Annotated in this window: 14 protein-coding genes; 11 read left to right on the top strand and 3 right to left on the bottom strand. The window is 44.9% G+C overall.

What is annotated here, in order from left to right; translation table 11 throughout:
* Positions 1 to 249 precede the first annotated feature (249 nt).
* The 8 genes from secE to rpoC all read left to right on the top strand — a co-directional run bounded on the left by secE (position 250) and on the right by rpoC (position 12270).
* The gene (gene secE, locus AB4154_RS02725; protein WP_010435558.1) at positions 250 to 627 is read left to right on the top strand and encodes a preprotein translocase subunit SecE; all 378 of its coding nucleotides are present in this window, start codon (positions 250 to 252) and stop codon (positions 625 to 627) included.
* 13 nt (positions 628 to 640) lie between these two features.
* Positions 641 to 1189: a transcription termination/antitermination protein NusG gene (nusG, locus tag AB4154_RS02720; RefSeq protein ID WP_010435556.1), complete on the top strand. Its 549-nt coding sequence runs from the start codon at positions 641 to 643 to the stop codon at positions 1187 to 1189.
* Between the two features lie 213 nt (positions 1190 to 1402).
* On the top strand, positions 1403 to 1831 hold the full coding sequence (rplK, locus tag AB4154_RS02715; RefSeq protein WP_010435555.1) for a 50S ribosomal protein L11: 429 nt from the start codon (positions 1403 to 1405) through the stop codon (positions 1829 to 1831).
* Positions 1832 to 1835: 4 nt separating this feature from the next.
* On the top strand, positions 1836 to 2540 hold the full coding sequence (rplA, locus tag AB4154_RS02710; RefSeq protein WP_017063651.1) for a 50S ribosomal protein L1: 705 nt from the start codon (positions 1836 to 1838) through the stop codon (positions 2538 to 2540).
* Between the two features lie 250 nt (positions 2541 to 2790).
* Entirely contained in the window at positions 2791 to 3285 is a 495-nt protein-coding gene (rplJ, locus tag AB4154_RS02705) for a 50S ribosomal protein L10 (RefSeq protein WP_372122123.1), read from the top strand.
* A gap of 57 nt (positions 3286 to 3342) precedes the next feature.
* The gene (gene rplL, locus AB4154_RS02700) at positions 3343 to 3711 is read left to right on the top strand and encodes a 50S ribosomal protein L7/L12 (protein ID WP_017060525.1); all 369 of its coding nucleotides are present in this window, start codon (positions 3343 to 3345) and stop codon (positions 3709 to 3711) included.
* A 235-nt stretch (positions 3712 to 3946) separates the two neighbouring features.
* On the top strand, positions 3947 to 7975 hold the full coding sequence (gene rpoB, locus AB4154_RS02695) for a DNA-directed RNA polymerase subunit beta (protein WP_017065638.1): 4029 nt from the start codon (positions 3947 to 3949) through the stop codon (positions 7973 to 7975).
* 92 nt (positions 7976 to 8067) lie between these two features.
* Positions 8068 to 12270: a DNA-directed RNA polymerase subunit beta' gene (rpoC, locus tag AB4154_RS02690; protein WP_017060527.1), complete on the top strand. Its 4203-nt coding sequence runs from the start codon at positions 8068 to 8070 to the stop codon at positions 12268 to 12270.
* Between the two features lie 330 nt (positions 12271 to 12600).
* Here the strand turns inward: rpoC and AB4154_RS02685 are convergent, their stop codons facing one another.
* Positions 12601 to 13098: an Rsd/AlgQ family anti-sigma factor gene (locus AB4154_RS02685; protein WP_032545724.1), complete on the bottom strand. Its 498-nt coding sequence runs from the start codon at positions 13096 to 13098 to the stop codon at positions 12601 to 12603.
* Between the two features lie 165 nt (positions 13099 to 13263).
* Here AB4154_RS02685 and nudC point away from each other — a divergent pair, with 165 nt between their 5' ends.
* Positions 13264 to 14073, top strand: a complete 810-nt coding sequence (gene nudC / locus AB4154_RS02680; RefSeq protein ID WP_372122120.1) for an NAD(+) diphosphatase — start codon at positions 13264 to 13266, stop codon at positions 14071 to 14073.
* Between the two features lie 300 nt (positions 14074 to 14373).
* A complete protein-coding gene (gene hemE / locus AB4154_RS02675) occupies positions 14374 to 15441 on the top strand; it encodes a uroporphyrinogen decarboxylase (RefSeq protein WP_017060530.1) in 1068 nt (355 codons plus the stop codon).
* Positions 15442 to 15544: 103 nt separating this feature from the next.
* Here hemE and AB4154_RS02670 read toward each other — a convergent pair whose 3' ends face one another.
* Both AB4154_RS02670 and AB4154_RS02665 read right to left on the bottom strand, forming a co-directional pair.
* Complete coding sequence (locus AB4154_RS02670; RefSeq protein WP_372111773.1) at positions 15545 to 16138, bottom strand: uracil-DNA glycosylase family protein; 594 nt, start codon at positions 16136 to 16138, stop codon at positions 15545 to 15547.
* Positions 16138 to 17064 (bottom strand): D-2-hydroxyacid dehydrogenase, encoded by a 927-nt coding sequence (locus tag AB4154_RS02665; RefSeq protein WP_017063654.1) that lies wholly within the window; start codon positions 17062 to 17064, stop codon positions 16138 to 16140. Before AB4154_RS02665 ends, AB4154_RS02670 begins: the two co-directional genes overlap by 1 nt.
* A 71-nt stretch (positions 17065 to 17135) precedes the next feature.
* Here AB4154_RS02665 and AB4154_RS02660 point away from each other — a divergent pair, with 71 nt between their 5' ends.
* Positions 17136 to 17723, top strand: a complete 588-nt coding sequence (locus tag AB4154_RS02660) for a YjaG family protein (protein ID WP_017062699.1) — start codon at positions 17136 to 17138, stop codon at positions 17721 to 17723.
* Positions 17724 to 17750: the final 27 nt, after the last annotated feature.

The following is a 17750-nucleotide window of genomic DNA, read 5'->3' as shown; positions in this document are numbered from 1 at the left end:
GTGTTGTAGCTAAAATCTTTGCATAAGATTTGACGAACCACTAGTAAAAAGGGCATCATTTGATGCCCTTTTTCTGCGCTAAAAAAAGAGTTGGATGTTTTGACATCGATTTTTGCTCTTAGCAAAGAATTAAACGGTCTTTTTGACTAAAATGACTGTTAGATGTGTTGTTTTGCAACGCAAAGGAATGTGCCCTGCAACAGCGGGGTTATTGTCGTCTATATTTAAGACTTATCACAGGTTGGTTTTATGAAAGCAAACGCTGAAACTCCTGATAGCTCAGGTGCAGCAGATACAATGAAGTGGATTGTCGCTTTTGTTCTGTTGGCTGCTGCTGTTGTGGGTAATTACCTGTATGGTGAATTGTCTGTTGTAATTCGCGCTGCAGGTGTAGTTGTGCTGATTGCTGCCGCACTAGGCGTTGCAGCAACAACAACTAAAGGTAAAGCTGCGATCGATTTTGCAAAAGAATCTCGTATGGAGATTCGTAAAGTTGTTTGGCCTACTCGCCAAGAAACTATGCAAACTACATTGATCGTTTTAGCTGTATGTATTGTTATGTCTCTAGTGCTTTGGGGAATTGACGGCATTATGGTCCGTCTAGTTTCTCTAGCAACTGGGGTGTAGAGGGTTCTGATTCATGAGTGAAGCTCCAAAAAAACGTTGGTATGTAGTTCAAGCCTTTTCTGGCTTTGAAGGTCGTGTTGCACAGTCGCTACGCGAGCATATTAAAATGCACAACATGGAAGAACTATTTGGCGATGTGCTAGTACCTACTGAAGAAGTAGTGGAAATGCGTGCAGGCCAACGCCGTAAAAGTGAACGTAAATTCTTCCCTGGCTACGTATTAGTTCAAATGATCATGAATGATGAATCATGGCACTTAGTACGCAGCATTCCGCGTGTTATGGGCTTCATTGGTGGTACCTCTGATCGTCCTGCACCAATCACTGATAAAGAAGCTGATGCTATCTTGAACCGTCTAGAGAAAGCGAGCGAGTCTCCACGTCCTAAGACAATGTTCGAAGCGGGTGAAGTGGTTCGTGTGAACGATGGTCCATTTGCTGACTTCAACGGTACTGTTGAAGAAGTAGATTACGAGAAAAGCCGCATTAAGGTATCTGTATCGATCTTTGGTCGTGCAACACCGGTTGAGCTTGAATTTGGTCAGGTTGAAAAACTGGACTAAAACTCTAAGTTTTGAACAAGCTGTGGATAAATACTTCATAAGTTGTTCAAAATAAAAGAGTATAAAAAATCACCTTTTTAGGGTTGTTAAAGGCGCGAATTATGATTATAATTTCGCGCCTTTTTGCTTCTGTGGAAGTAAAAAAGAGTTAATTGAATTTATGGGGAGCTCGCCTTGCGGCTAGCGCATGTACCCAAAATATTAGGAAATATCATGGCTAAGAAAGTTGAAGCTTATATCAAACTGCAAGTTGCAGCTGGTATGGCAAACCCAAGTCCACCGGTTGGTCCTGCTCTAGGTCAACACGGCGTGAACATCATGGAATTCTGTAAAGCGTTCAACGCAAAAACAGAATCTGTTGAGAAAGGTCTACCTACTCCAGTAGTTATTACTGTTTACAACGACCGTTCTTTCACGTTCGTAACTAAGACTCCACCTGCTGCTGTTCTTCTTAAGAAAGCTGCTGGCGTTAAGTCTGGTTCAGGTCGTCCAAACACTGAGAAAGTTGGTACTGTTACTGACGCTCAAGTTCAGGAAATCGCAGAAACTAAAGCTGCTGATATGACTGGTGCTGACATCGAAGCAATGAAACGTTCTATTGCTGGTACTGCTCGTTCAATGGGCCTAGTGGTAGAGGGATAAGATCATGGCTAAACTTACTAAGCGTATGCGCGTAATCCGCGACAAAGTTGACTCAACTAAAGAATACGAAATCAGCGAAGCTGTTGCTCTTCTTAAAGAACTAGCGACTGCTAAATTCGTTGAGTCTGTAGATGTTGCTGTTAACCTAGGCATCGATGCTCGTAAATCTGACCAAAACGTTCGTGGCGCAACTGTGCTACCTCACGGTACTGGCCGTGACATCCGCGTTGCTGTTTTCACTCAAGGTGCAAACGCAGAAGCTGCTAAAGCTGCTGGCGCAGATATCGTTGGTATGGAAGATCTTGCTGAGCAAGTGAAAAAAGGCGAAATGAACTTCGACGTAGTTGTTGCTTCTCCAGATGCAATGCGTGTTGTTGGTCAACTAGGTACAATCCTAGGTCCACGCGGCCTTATGCCAAACCCTAAAGTTGGTACTGTAACTCCTAACGTTGCTGAAGCGGTTAAGAACGCTAAAGCTGGTCAGGTTCGTTACCGTAACGACAAGAACGGCATCATCCACACTACTATCGGTAAAGCATCTTTCGAAGCTAACCAGCTTCAAGAGAACCTAGAAGCACTTCTAGTTGCTCTTAAGAAAGCTAAGCCTTCTTCAGCTAAGGGTTCTTACCTGAAGAAAGTAAGCATCTCTACTACGATGGGTGCTGGTGTTGCTGTTGATCAAGCTAGTCTTGATACTCAAGCAAACTAATTTGCTTAGGCGCAGATTTAGTGTATAATTCTGCGCCTAATATTTGTGGTTGGGTGGTTTTAAAGCAATTTGAAATCATCTATCCCAAGACCGTAGGCGCTGTCGATTTTCATTAGATTATTGATAGCTTAATAAAACCTACGTAGGCGATGTTGTGGTTTGAAGTGGATTTATTCATTTTTAAATAACATCGTAAACGCTCAATACATTTTGTATTGGGTGCTGTAATCACAACCAGAGGTTAATCCAAATGGCTTTAAATCTTCAAGACAAAAAAGCAATTGTTGCTGAAGTCAACGAAGCTGCCAGTGGTGCACTTTCTGCAGTTGTAGCTGATTCTCGTGGCGTTGAAGTTGGCGCAATGACTTCTCTACGTAAACAAGCTCGCGAAGCGGGTGTTTACATGAAAGTTGTTCGTAACACACTAGCACGCCGTGCGGTTCAGGGTACAGACTACGAGTGTCTAGTAGACACTTTCACTGGTCCAACTCTGATCGCGTTCTCTAACGAGCACCCAGGTGCTGCAGCGCGTCTTTTCAAAGACTTCGCTAAAGAGAACAAAGATTTCGAGATCAAAGCTGCTGCATTTGAAGGCGCAGTTACTGATGCTGAAGTACTAGCGACACTACCAACTTACGACGAAGCTATCGCACGCCTAATGATGTGCATGAAAGAAGCTTCTGCTGGCAAGCTGGTTCGTACTATCGCTGCACTACGTGACCAAAAAGAAGAAGCAGTGGCTTAAGCCTTGCTTTTCACTGGTTGCAAATTAAACTTATTGTTGACTTAAAAGAGAATTGTTATGTCTATTACTAACGAGCAAATCCTAGACGCAGTTGCAGAAATGTCTGTAATGCAAGTTGTTGAGCTTATCGAAGCTATGGAAGAGAAATTCGGCGTTTCAGCTGCAGCTGCAGTTGTAGCTGGTGGCGCAGCTGGCGGCGACGCTGCTGCTGAGCAAACTGAATTCGACGTTATCCTAACTGCTGCTGGCGCTAACAAAGTACAAGTTATCAAAGCTGTACGTGGCGCAACTGGCCTAGGTCTTAAAGAAGCTAAAGGTCTTGTAGACTCAGCTCCTGCAGCGCTTAAAGAAGGCGTTGACAAAGCTGAAGCTGAAGCTCTTAAAGCACAGCTAGAAGAAGCTGGCGCTTCTGTTGAAATCAAGTAATTATTACTTAATTTCATAGCCGCAAGGCTAATGGCTGGTGGTTTATTAACCACCGGCCTTTTTGCGCTGTAGGGCTATGACGAAATTTCCGCTGTTTAACCGTCATAATCCGAGCAAAAAAACAGTCATTTTTTCGAAATGATTGTTCACTACCACTAAACAGCTGTTTGTCACCACCCCCTCTGAAGAGTGTTTTGGGTGGTTTGGGTCACTTATCAGCGAGCTGAGGAACCCCATGGTTTACTCTTATACCGAGAAAAAGCGCATCCGTAAGGATTTTGGTACTCGTCCACAAGTTTTGGACATTCCATACCTGTTATCGATCCAGCTTGATTCTTTCGACAAATTCATCGAACAGGATCCAGAAGGTCAATACGGTCTTGAAGCTGCTTTCCGTTCTGTATTTCCAATTCAGAGCTACAACGGCAATTCTGAGCTGCAATACGTTAGCTACCGTCTTGGTGAGCCAGTTTTTGACGTTAAAGAATGTCAAATCCGCGGTGTTACTTACTCAAAGCCACTACGCGTAAAACTACGTCTAGTTATCTTTGATCGAGATGCACCAGCAGGTACTGTAAAAGACATTAAAGAACAAGAAGTCTACATGGGCGAAATTCCGCTTATGACAGACAATGGTACTTTCGTAATTAATGGTACCGAGAGGGTTATCGTATCCCAGCTGCACCGAAGCCCAGGCGTGTTCTTCGACAGTGATAAGGGTAAGACCCACTCATCAGGTAAAGTTCTTTATAACGCACGTGTAATTCCTTACCGTGGCTCATGGTTAGACTTTGAGTTCGATCCTAAGGATAACTTATTCGTACGTATCGACCGTCGTCGTAAGCTACCAGCATCGATTATTCTTCGTGCACTTGGTAAATCGACTGAAGAGATCCTAGATCTGTTCTTCGACAAGGTGAACTTCGAAGTTAAAGACCAAACTCTTCTTATGGAGTTGGTTCCTGATCGTCTACGTGGTGAAACTGCGTCATTCGACATCGAAGCAAACGGAAAAACTTACGTTGAGACTGGTCGTCGTGTTACTGCTCGTCATATCCGTCAACTTGAAAAAGATGGCGTTGAGCACATCGAAGTACCAGTAGAGTACATCGTTGGTAAAGTTGCATCTAAAGATTACATCAATGAAGCAACTGGCGAGATCATCGTTGGCGCGAACCAAGAGATTAGCCTAGAAGCACTTGCTAACCTGTCTCAAGCAGGTCACAAGTCTCTACAAACTCTGTTCACGAATGACCTAGATCACGGTCCATTCATGTCAGACACTCTACGTGCAGATAGCACAGTAGATCGCATCTCTGCATTGGTAGAAATCTACCGCATGATGCGTCCTGGCGAGCCACCAACGAAAGAAGCTGCAGAGTCTCTATTCGAAAGCCTATTCTTCTCTGAAGAACGTTACGACCTATCAACTGTAGGCCGTATGAAGTTCAACAGCTCTATCGAGCGTGAAGAAGAAGAAGAGCGCGGTACTCTGGATGAATCAGACATCATCGAAGTGATGAAGAAACTGATTGGTATCCGTAACGGTATTGGTGAAGTGGACGATATCGACCACCTTGGCAACCGTCGTATCCGTTCTGTAGGTGAAATGGCAGAAAACCAATTCCGTGTTGGTCTAGTTCGTGTAGAACGTGCCGTTAAAGAGCGCCTAAGCCTTGGTGACCTTGATGCAATCATGCCTCAAGATCTTATCAACGCTAAGCCGATCTCTGCTGCAGTTAAAGAATTCTTTGGCTCTTCACAGCTTTCACAGTTCATGGACCAAAACAACCCATTGTCAGAAGTTACGCACAAACGTCGTATCTCTGCTTTAGGTCCTGGTGGTCTTACTCGTGAGCGCGCAGGCTTCGAAGTACGTGACGTTCACGTAACTCACTACGGTCGTCTATGTCCGATCGAAACGCCTGAAGGTCCAAACATCGGTCTAATTAACTCACTATCTGCGTTTGCACGTTGTAACGATTACGGTTTCCTAGAAACTCCGTACCGTCGTGTAGTAGATGGTGTAGTAACAGAAGAAGTTGATTACCTGTCTGCAATCCAGGAAGGTCAATTCGTAATCGCGCAAGCAAACACCATTCTTACTGAAGAAGGTACGTTTGCAGATGAGCTAATCACAGCTCGTCAAAAAGGTGAATCTGGTCTTCACCCACGCGATCACGTTGACTACATGGACGTTGCGACAAACCAAGTAGTATCTATCGCTGCTTCGCTTATCCCGTTCCTAGAACACGATGATGCGAACCGTGCATTGATGGGTGCCAACATGCAACGTCAAGCTGTACCAACACTTAAGGCTGATAAGCCTCTAGTAGGTACTGGTATCGAACGTAACATCGCAGTTGACTCTGGTGTTACAGCGGTTGCTAAACGTGGTGGTCAAGTTCAGTCTGTAGACGCTTCTCGTATCGTAGTTAAGGTTAACGAAGATGAATTGGTACCTGGCGAAGCTGGTATCGATATCTACAACCTAACTAAGTACACGCGTTCGAACCAAAACACATGTATTAACCAACGTCCAACTGTACTTCCTGGTGAACCAGTTGCACGTGGCGATGTTCTTGCTGATGGTCCTTCAACAGACCTTGGTGAACTAGCTCTTGGCCAAAACATGCGTATCGCATTCATGCCTTGGAACGGTTACAACTTCGAAGACTCGATCTTAGTATCTGAGCGCGTAGTTCAAGAAGACCGTTTCACGACAATCCACATCCAAGAACTATCTTGTGTGGCTCGTGATACTAAGCTGGGTTCTGAAGAGATCACAGCTGATATTCCAAACGTAGGTGAGTCTGCTCTGTCTAAACTAGACGAGTCAGGTATCGTTTACATTGGTGCTGAAGTTAAGGGTGGCGACATCCTAGTTGGTAAAGTAACCCCTAAAGGTGAAACTCAACTGACTCCTGAAGAGAAGCTGCTGCGTGCTATCTTCGGTGAGAAAGCATCTGATGTTAAAGATACTTCTCTACGTGTACCAAACTCTGTTTCGGGTACTATCATCGATGTACAAGTCTTCACTCGCGATGGCGTAGAGAAAGACAAGCGTGCACTTGAAATCGAACAGATGCAGCTTAAAGAAGCTAAGAAAGACCTAACTGAAGAGTTCCAAATTCTTGAGGGTGGCCTTCTTAACCGTGTTAAAGCTGTACTTCTGTCTGGTGGTTACTCTGAAGCTAAGCTTGATACTATCGGTCGTAAGCAATGGCTAGAGCAAGTTCTAGAAGACGATGCGCTACAAACACAGCTTGAGCAACTTGCTGAGCAGTGGGATGAGCTAAAAGCAGACTTCGATAAGAAGTTTGAAACTAAGCGTCGTAAAATCACTCAAGGTGATGATCTAGCGCCTGGCGTTCTTAAGATTGTTAAAGTTTACCTAGCGGTTAAACGTCGTATCCAGCCTGGTGATAAGATGGCCGGTCGTCACGGTAACAAAGGTGTAATCTCTAAGATTAACCCTGTTGAAGACATGCCATACGATGAGAAAGGTCAGCCTGTAGACATCGTACTTAACCCGCTGGGTGTACCATCGCGTATGAACATCGGTCAGATCCTAGAAGTTCACTTAGGTTTGGCTGCGAAAGGTATCGGTGACAAGATCAACCAAATGGTTAAGGAACAACAAGAACTGCATAAGTTCCGTGAGTTCCTACAGAAGGTTTACGATCTTGGTGATACTCGTCAGAAAGTTGATATTGCTGAACTGTCTGATGATCAAGTTCGTACACTGATCAAGAACCTACGTGGCGGTCTACCGATTGCTACTCCTGTGTTCGACGGTGCTTCTGAGTCTCTAATCAAAGAACTACTTAAACTGGGTGATCTGCCAGAATCTGGTCAGCTTAAACTGTTTGATGGTCGTACTGGTGATTCGTTTGAGCGTCCTGTAACTGTTGGTTACATGTACATGCTGAAACTGAACCACTTGGTTGATGACAAGATGCATGCTCGTTCAACTGGTTCTTACAGCCTAGTAACTCAGCAACCACTTGGTGGTAAAGCTCAGTTCGGTGGTCAGCGTTTCGGTGAGATGGAAGTATGGGCACTAGAAGCATACGGTGCTGCATATACTCTACAAGAAATGCTAACAGTTAAGTCAGATGACGTTAACGGCCGTACTAAGATGTATAAGAACATCGTAGACGGTAACCATAGCATGGAACCTGGTATGCCTGAGTCGTTCAACGTACTGTTGAAAGAGATTCGCTCGCTAGGTATCAACATCGAGCTAGAAGACGAAGAGTAATCCCTCCTTCTTTTTAAAAGAAGATAGGATTATTTGGTAAAAGGGAGCTTGCTACAGCAGTGAGCTCCTTTAACTCCTTACAGGAGCTGAATGTGAAAGACTTATTAAACTTTCTAAAAGCACAGCATAAGACCGAAGAATTTGATGCAATCAAAATCGGTCTATCTTCACCAGACATGATCCGTTCATGGTCTTTTGGTGAAGTTAAAAAGCCGGAAACAATTAACTATCGTACGTTCAAACCTGAACGTGATGGTCTGTTCTGTGCACGTATTTTTGGTCCAGTTAAAGACTACGAATGTCTTTGTGGCAAATACAAGCGCCTGAAGCACCGTGGTGTTATCTGTGAGAAGTGTGGCGTTGAAGTTACACAAACTAAAGTTCGTCGTGACCGCATGGGCCACATCGAGCTAGCTTCACCAGTTGCTCACATCTGGTTCCTAAAATCACTGCCGTCTCGTATCGGTCTACTAATGGATATCCCTCTACGTGATATCGAACGTGTTCTTTACTTCGAGATGTACGTAGTAACTGAACCAGGTATGACTGATCTAGAAAAATCTCAGATGCTTACTGAAGAAGAGTATCTGGATCGCCTAGAAGAGTGGGGTGACGAATTTACTGCTAAGATGGGTGCTGAAGCGATCAAAGATCTGCTTGCAACAATGGACCTTCATCAAGAAGTGGAAGAAATGCGCGAAGAGTTAGAAACGACTAACTCAGAAACTAAGCGTAAAAAAGTTACTAAGCGCCTGAAGCTAGTTGAAGCGTTCATTGCATCGGGTAACGATCCGCAATGGATGATTCTGACTGTACTTCCGGTTCTGCCGCCAGATCTACGTCCTCTAGTACCACTAGATGGCGGTCGTTTTGCGACTTCAGATCTGAACGACCTTTACCGTCGTGTGATCAACCGTAACAACCGTTTGAAGCGCCTTCTAGAGCTAGCTGCTCCGGACATCATCGTACGTAACGAAAAGCGTATGCTGCAAGAGTCTGTTGATGCACTTCTAGATAACGGTCGTCGTGGTCGTGCTATCACTGGTTCTAACAAGCGTCCTCTGAAATCTCTTGCTGATATGATCAAGGGTAAACAAGGTCGTTTCCGTCAGAACCTTCTAGGTAAACGTGTAGACTACTCTGGCCGTTCTGTAATCACAGTAGGTCCATACCTTCGTCTACATCAGTGTGGTCTTCCTAAGAAGATGGCACTTGAGCTATTTAAGCCGTTCATCTACAGCAAGCTAGAAACTCGTGGCATGGCTACGACAATCAAAGCTGCTAAGAAGATGGTAGAGCGCGAAGAAGCTATCGTTTGGGATATCCTGGACGAAGTAATCCGCGAACACCCAGTACTGCTTAACCGTGCACCTACACTTCACCGTCTAGGTATCCAAGCGTTTGAACCAGTACTAATCGAAGGTAAAGCGATTCAGCTTCACCCACTAGTGTGTGCGGCATACAACGCCGACTTCGATGGTGACCAAATGGCGGTACACGTGCCTCTAACTCTAGAAGCACAGCTTGAAGCACGTACACTGATGATGTCGACGAATAACATTCTGTCGCCAGCGTCAGGTGATCCGATCATCGTACCTTCTCAGGACGTTGTATTGGGTCTTTACTACATGACACGTGACAAGATCAACGTGAAAGGCGAAGGTATGTACCTTGCTGGCCCTGCTGAGGCTGAAAAGGCATACCGTACTAAGACTGCTGAGCTACACGCTCGCGTTAAAGTACGTATCACCGAAACTGTAGTAGACGAAGATGGTAACAGCACTACTGAAACGAAGATGGTTGATACAACTGTCGGCCGTGCAATGCTATGGCAAATCGTTCCAGCTGGCCTACCGTACAGCATCGTTAACCAAAAGTTAGGTAAGAAGCAGATCTCTACTCTTCTTAACGAGTGTTACCGTAAGCTTGGTCTAAAAGATACAGTAGTATTTGCTGACCAAATCATGTACGCAGGTTTTGCATACGCTGCACTTTCTGGTGTTTCTGTAGGTATCGACGATATGGTTGTACCTCAAGCGAAATACGATGAAATTGAATCTGCTGAAGAAGAAGTTCGCGAAATCCAAGAGCAATTCCAATCTGGTCTTGTTACTGCGGGTGAGCGTTACAACAAAGTTATCGATATCTGGGCATCTACGAATGACCGCGTTGCGAAAGCAATGATGGATAACCTATCTTCTGAAACAGTTATCAACCGTGACGGCGAAGAAGAACAGCAAGAATCGTTCAACAGCATCTACATGATGGCCGACTCGGGCGCACGTGGTTCTGCAGCTCAGATTCGTCAGCTAGCAGGTATGCGTGGTCTGATGGCGCGTCCAGATGGTTCAATCATCGAAACGCCGATCACAGCGAACTTTAAAGAAGGTCTAAACGTCCTTCAGTACTTTATCTCAACGCACGGTGCTCGTAAGGGTCTTGCGGATACAGCACTGAAAACAGCAAACTCGGGTTACCTAACTCGTCGTCTAGTAGACGTTGCTCAAGACGTTGTAGTACACGAACATGACTGTGGCACGCATGAAGGTATCGACATGATGCCTCACATCGAAGGTGGTGACGTTAAAGTTGCACTTTCTGAGCTTGCTCTAGGTCGTGTAGTAGCTGAAGACGTTCTTAAGCCTGGTACTGAAGATGTACTGATTCCACGTAATACTCTGATTGATGAGAAGTGGTGTCAAATCATGGAAGACAACTCAGTAGATAGCATGAAAGTGCGCTCTGTTGTTACCTGTGATGCAGACTTCGGTTGTTGTGCACAGTGTTACGGTCGTGACCTAGCACGTGGTCACCTAGTGAACCAAGGTGAAGCAGTTGGTGTTATCGCTGCACAATCTATCGGTGAACCGGGTACACAGCTAACGATGCGTACGTTCCACATCGGTGGTGCGGCATCTACTGCAGCAGCAGAGAACAGCATCCAAGCTAAGACAACTGGTACTGTGAAACTTCACAATGCTAAGTTCGTAGTTAACAAAGATAAGAAACTGGTTATCACTTCTCGTGCATCTGAGATGACGATTATTGATGAATTCGGCCGTACTAAAGAGAAGCACAAACTTCCTTACGGTTCGATGCTAACCAAAGGCGACAACGCAGCAGTTACTGCTGGTGAAGTTGTAGCTAACTGGGAAGCGCATACCATGCCAATCATCACTGAAGTGGCAGGTCGTATCCAATTCGTAGATATGATCGATGGTATTACAGTTTCTCGTCAAACTGACGATCTAACGGGTCTTTCTTCAAGTGAAGTTACAGACGCAGCAGCTCGCCCAGCAGCAGGTAAAGATATGCGTCCAGCTATCAAACTTGTTGATGAGCAAGGTAACGACGTAATGATCCCTGGTACTGATATGCCAGCTCACTACTTCCTACCTGGCAAAGCGATTGTAAACATCGAAGATGGCGCTGAAGTTGGCATCGGTGACACACTATCTCGTATCCCTCAAAAATCGAGCGGAAACAAAGATATCACCGGTGGTCTACCACGCGTAGCTGACCTATTCGAAGCTCGTAAGCCTAAAGAGCCTGCGATCCTTGCTGAGCACACAGGTACTGTGTCTTTCGGTAAAGAAACGAAAGGTAAGCGTCGTCTAGTAATCACTCGTGAAGGCGGTGACGCTTACGAAGAGATGATTCCTAAGCATCGTCAATTGAACGTGTTCGAAGGTGAGAAGATTGAACGTGGTGATGTAATCGCCGACGGTCCTGAAACTCCACACGATATCCTGCGTCTACGTGGTATCCACGCAGTAACTCAGTACATCGCGAACGAAGTTCAAGAAGTTTACCGCTTACAAGGCGTAAAGATTAACGATAAGCACATCGAGACTATCGTTCGTCAAATGCTACGTAAGTGTACAATCACTCATTCTGGTGACTCTCCGTTCCTACCTGGCGAACAAGTTGAGTACCACAATGTTAAGATTGCTAACCGTAAGCTAGAAGCTGAAGGTAAAGAACTAGTACGTTTCGAACGTGATCTACTAGGTATTACTAAAGCATCTCTTGCAACTGAGTCATTCATCTCAGCTGCATCGTTCCAAGAAACGACTCGCGTACTAACAGAAGCTGCGGTTTCTGGTAAGCGTGATGACCTTCGCGGTCTGAAAGAGAACGTAATTGTTGGTCGTCTGATCCCAGCTGGTACTGGTTTCGCATACCACCAAGAGCGTCAAAAACAACGTGAAGAAGAGCAAGAAGGTCCTTCAGCTGAACAAGCTACTGACAATCTAGCAGCACTTCTAAACGCTGGCTTCTCTTCAGAAGAGTAAGCTCTACGAGTAGTCTCTAAGAGATAAGAAAAAGGCACCTTCGGGTGCCTTTTTTGTATCTGGCGTATTGGTATTTAGCTATGACTTATAAAGTGATAGGTGTGCTTATCTAGCTGGTGAGGTTGGATTTATGTCCTGAAGAGTGCTCTTTGAGGCCAGTAAGATAAAGGGTAGAGATGATTAGGCTGATTAGGGCTGTAACCATATGCTTATGGCTAAAGGTCAGGGCGAGCGAGTAAGCTCTGTCTGAAAGGTTCTGGGTAGTTTGGATAACCTTACAGACAAAACAAAAAGCTTGCACAGAGGCAAGCTTATTAAGGATTCGGCTAACTAAGCGCCTGGTGGAATCGCTAAACTGTCTGCAATAAGCTGGATAAGATTATCTTCTACTTCAAAACGTAGTTCGAGTAGTTCACCTATTTTGGACATATCTCCTTCGAAGTTAGGCAACTCATCGTCTGCATTTACTTTAACGTACTTATCATTGAATTCTAGAAGCGGCTCGGTTGTAAGTACGATCTTCGCGTAAGTTGTATCAATCTCGTCATTGGTTTTAAAGCCTGTTGCTTGCCATTTTTTCATGACCATATCGTAGATCTTAAAATGACCCTCTGAGATATAATCGACAACATGATCACAGAATGAGCTTATTTCTTTAGGGGAAGGGAGTTCAACAACGTTTGATTGCCCGTTGCTAGCTGGCTGCAGGGCACCTAGCTTACAATACTCAACGATTAGAGACTGTCGAGTTTCGAGCCAATGATCGATGACCTCATTAGAGCCACCCCATTGTTCTTGTATTTGTTTGAATTTATTTAGCATGACCATGTCCTCATGATCTGATCACAACCTTGTGATCAAGTAATTGCCTAAGCAGGGTCCGTTTTATTGGTAGCTACTAAAATTAATAGCTTGAAATATTCTCTGCTACAACTCTAGTATGAAATTAGATTGCCAGTAAAATGAACGAACTGCAAGCAATGAGGCATAGGGATGTTAAAAAAAAGTGATAACAAAATGACAGAGCAAGCTTATTGGTGCGTCGTTTCTGGTAGTGATATTTGGGTTAATAATGATCAGTTTCCGTTTGGCTCTGCTGAAGAGCTTGGGCTGAGTGTGGAGCATGCAATCTGTATTGGTCAGCATCAAGGTCGCAAGGTGTATTGGCTCAACGATTGTGATGTGGAGAATGAGCTGAACATGGTTAGCCTAAGAGAGTTACTGCACTGGCCTGAAGTGAGTTTCTTGACTGCAAGCAAAGCCATCCAATATGGGCATATGACTCAAAGTATGCGTTTTTGCCCTCAGTGTGGTGGTCGAAATCATCTCAATCATAACCAGGTGGCGATGCAGTGTGGAGATTGCCGCACACTTCATTACCCTCGTATCTTCCCATGCATCATTGTCGCTGTACGAAACGACAACAAGATATTGCTTGCGCAGCACCCAAGACATAAAACAGGCATGTATACCGTGATAGCGGGCTTCCTAGAGGTTGGAGAGACCTTAGAGCAGTGTGTGGCAAGAGAAGTCAAAGAAGAAACGGGTATCGATGTCGATAATATTCGTTATTTTGGCAGCCAACCATGGGCGTTTCCATCGAGTATGATGATGGGCTTTCTCGCAGATTATGCTGGTGGTACGCTTAAGCCTGACTACAGCGAGCTATCGGATGCTCAATGGTTTGACGTAACAAGCCTACCTGATGTTGCTCCTGTTGGAACTATTGCGAGACAGTTGATTGAGAAAACCGTTGATGACGTGATAAAAGATGGTGTGACGGAGCAGATGCTAGAGCACTAATTTGCCTGTGATAGTATTTGGCCTATGGGTGGTCAAAAGCTAAAAAAAAACCCTCCACAAGTGGAGGGGGTAAGTAAGATGTCGTTATGAGATGCTGAGTAGTGACTACTCAGATGTTATAATTGTAATTTTCGCTAGCGAACAAATTTTTAACATGCTCCCGTAATTGGGTGCAAATTAAGCATTGATTTAAAAGTTAATAACTTGATCTAGGTTGCAAAGCACACAGCTTTTACCCTTCAATCAGTGTTAGAATACTTGCCATCAAAACTAGACAAGATTGAATTGGAATTTAACGGAATGACCGAATTAAAAAACGATCGCTATTTACGCGCACTTTTAAAACAGCCTGTTGATTACACACCGGTATGGATGATGCGCCAAGCTGGCCGCTATCTTCCTGAATACAAAGCAACGCGCGCTGAAGCGGGCGATTTCATGTCTTTGTGCAAAAACGCGGAACTGGCATCAGAAGTAACACTTCAACCTTTACGTCGTTTCCCGCTTGATGCGGCAATCTTGTTCTCAGACATCCTAACTATCCCTGATGCAATGGGCTTAGGTTTGTACTTTGAAACAGGTGAAGGTCCTAAGTTTGAGCGTCCTATCACGTGTAAAGCTGACGTAGAGAAGATTGGCCTACCTGATCCAGAAGGCGAGCTTCAATACGTAATGAATGCGGTTCGTCAGATCCGTAAAGACCTGAAAGGCGAAGTGCCACTGATTGGTTTCTCTGGTAGCCCATGGACTCTAGCGACATACATGGTTGAAGGTGGAAGCTCTAAAGCATTCACTAAGATCAAGAAGATGATGTACGCAGAACCACAAACGCTGCACCTGCTTCTAGATAAGCTGGCTGACAGTGTTATCGAATACCTGAACGCGCAAATTAAAGCGGGTGCTCAATCGGTAATGGTATTTGATACATGGGGTGGTGTACTGACTCCTCGTGACTACAACCTATTCTCACTGCAATACATGCACAAAATCGTTGATGGCCTAATCCGTGAAAACGAAGGTCGTCGAGTACCGGTTACTCTGTTCACTAAGAACGGTGGCATGTGGCTTGAGTCTATCGCAGCAACAGGTTGTGATGCGGTTGGTCTAGACTGGACTATCAACATCGCAGATGCAAAAGCTCGCATCGGCGACAAAGTTGCTCTGCAAGGTAACATGGATCCTTCAATGCTTTACGCTCAGCCTGAACGTATTCGCGAAGAAGTGGGCAGCATCCTTGAAGGCTTCGGCGACGGTGGTACAGGTCATGTATTTAACCTAGGCCACGGTATCCACTTAGATGTACCGCCAGAGAACGCTGGTGTATTCGTTGACGCTGTTCACGAATTGTCTAAGCCTTACCACAAGTAATTCTGAGTAAGATTATTGAAAGCGCTGTTGGGAAACCAACAGCGCTTTTTTATTGCCTGAAATTGGCATTTGATGGCGGTTTAATCTTGTTGTGTGCAGTTAATTAGGTATTTGGATCATGGTAGGCCAAATGCTCAGAGATGTGTTTCCTGATATAAGGAATGACTTCACTTTCAAACCAAGGGTTCTTCTTGAGCCAGATATTATTGCGTGGCGAAGGGTGGGGTAATGGCAAAAACTCAGGCGCCCACCTTTGCCAATCACGCACGGTTTCGGTCAATGTGCTGGTGGTCTTGTTTGTTAGGTAATGGTTTTGTGCGTACTGGCCAATCAGCAGTGTCATTTGAATATTGGGTAGAGATTGCAGCACTTTGTTATGCCAAAGCTCCGCGCACTCTTTGCGTGGTGGAAGATCACCACTTTTCCCTTTCCCCGGATAACAAAACCCCATAGGCACAATCGCGACTTTTTGCTCGTCGTAAAAAGTATCGCTATCTATCCCTAACCATCCTCTTAATCGTTCGCCACTCGCGTCATTCCAAGGGGTCGACGACTCATGCACCTTGATACCCGGCGCTTGACCTATGATCAGCAAGCGCGCGTTTGGATGCGCTTGAATCACCGGGTTAGCACCGTGTGATAGGTGAGGCTCACAAGCTCGGCATTGTCGAATCTCTTTAAGTAACGAAGAGGACATCAGTAACCTTTATCAAAATCGATGACATGATTAAGTGTAAAGCCATCTCGCCACTGTTTGTAATTCTCTGCGAAGATCTCGACTACTTGTCTTGGCTCACTGAGTGCAGCGATGTGTGGAGTGATGGTGACTTGCGGTAGTTTCCAGAAAGGATGTTCCTGAGAGAGGGGTTCACTTTCAAACACATCTAAAAATGCGTGTTCTACCCATCTGTTTTTTATGGCGAGCAACAAGGCTTTATTGTCGATGCTTTCCCCTCGACCGACATTAAACAGCAACACATTAGAGCAGTAACCTAACGTGGTTTGGTTCAACAGCTGATAGGTTTCAGCGGTTGATGGCAAGGTGTTGACCACAATATCGGCCTGCTTAAGGGCAGCCTCTATCTCATTGATGTGGAAAGTCTCTTTAAAGGTTTCTTGTTTGGATGGGATGCCGGTACGGTTGACACCTATGGTATGAATACCAAAAGCCGCCGCGGTTTTTGCCAAATGACTGCCGATTGAACCTGTTCCTAAAATCACCATAGTTTTGTCAGTTAGGCTAGTATAAAGCTGTGGCTGCCAGTTTCGTTGTTGTTGATGCTGGTGGTAATGAGGGAAGTGTCTACAGTGACTGATTGTGTAACCCAATACGTATTCTGCGATAGCCGGACCAAAGATGCCTTTGACGTTGGTTAGCGTATAGTCCTGACGCAGATCTGGCTGAGTGAGTTTATTGATTCCGGCATAGGTACTCTGTACCCAGTCTAGCTCTTTAAACTCGCCGAGGCGCTCTGCGATTAGAGGTGGTGACGCCAAGACAATCTGTGCTGATTTGGGGTTTTGAGTGATTTCTAGGTCGGGTAAATCCTGGTTTAGAATCAGTTGCGTATAGGTATCGTCATGCTCAGTAAGAATATAGAGCTTATTCGTAAAATTGTTCATCGGCTTACCTTTTCCCCCCAGGGTTTATCAAGTACACTTTCGCTGTCTTTTTCTGCAATTATTGAGTGACTATGCTTCAGAATCCACTGCAGGTTCGTCTTGAAAAGTTAGAACCTTGGCAACAAATTACCTTTATGGCGTGTCTATGTGAGCGTATGTACCCTAACTATGCCATGTTTTGTGAGAATACAGAATTTGCGGAAGCTCGAATCTATCGTGATGTTTTGGATAGCATTTGGGAAATCCTGACGGTTAAAACAGCAAAGGTGAACTTTGAGCGTCAACTTGAGAAGGTTGAAGAGCTATTCCCTAGCGGTGATGATTTTGATTTTTATGGTGTTTACCCAGCAATGGACGCATGCCAAGGCCTAGCAACGCTAATTCATGGTCTGCTTGACCGTGAACATATGTTGGAAGCGGTAATTAAAGTGAGTCAACAATCGGTGAAGACGGTTGCTGAGCTTGAGTTTGCTCAAGGCGCTGAAGAAGTGACGAACGAAAACCAGAAAGAAAACGAAGCGGTGTGTGAAGAGTGGGACGTTCAGTGGGCCATTTTCCGACCTCTACGTGAAACGACTGAGCGTGACTTAGAGCTGATCAAAGACCTACGCCACGAACTGCGTGAAGACCCAGTCAGTAACATTGGTGTTGCGCTATAATTCGCAATTGCACCAAGGTACGAATAA

It is taken from the genome of Vibrio sp. 10N.286.51.B11 (assembly GCF_041469245.1).
In the GTDB taxonomy this organism is placed as follows: Bacteria; Pseudomonadota; Gammaproteobacteria; order Enterobacterales; family Vibrionaceae; genus Vibrio; species Vibrio crassostreae_C.
Note: the sequence above shows the minus strand (reverse complement) of the source record. Positions and strands in the feature narration are given on the sequence as shown.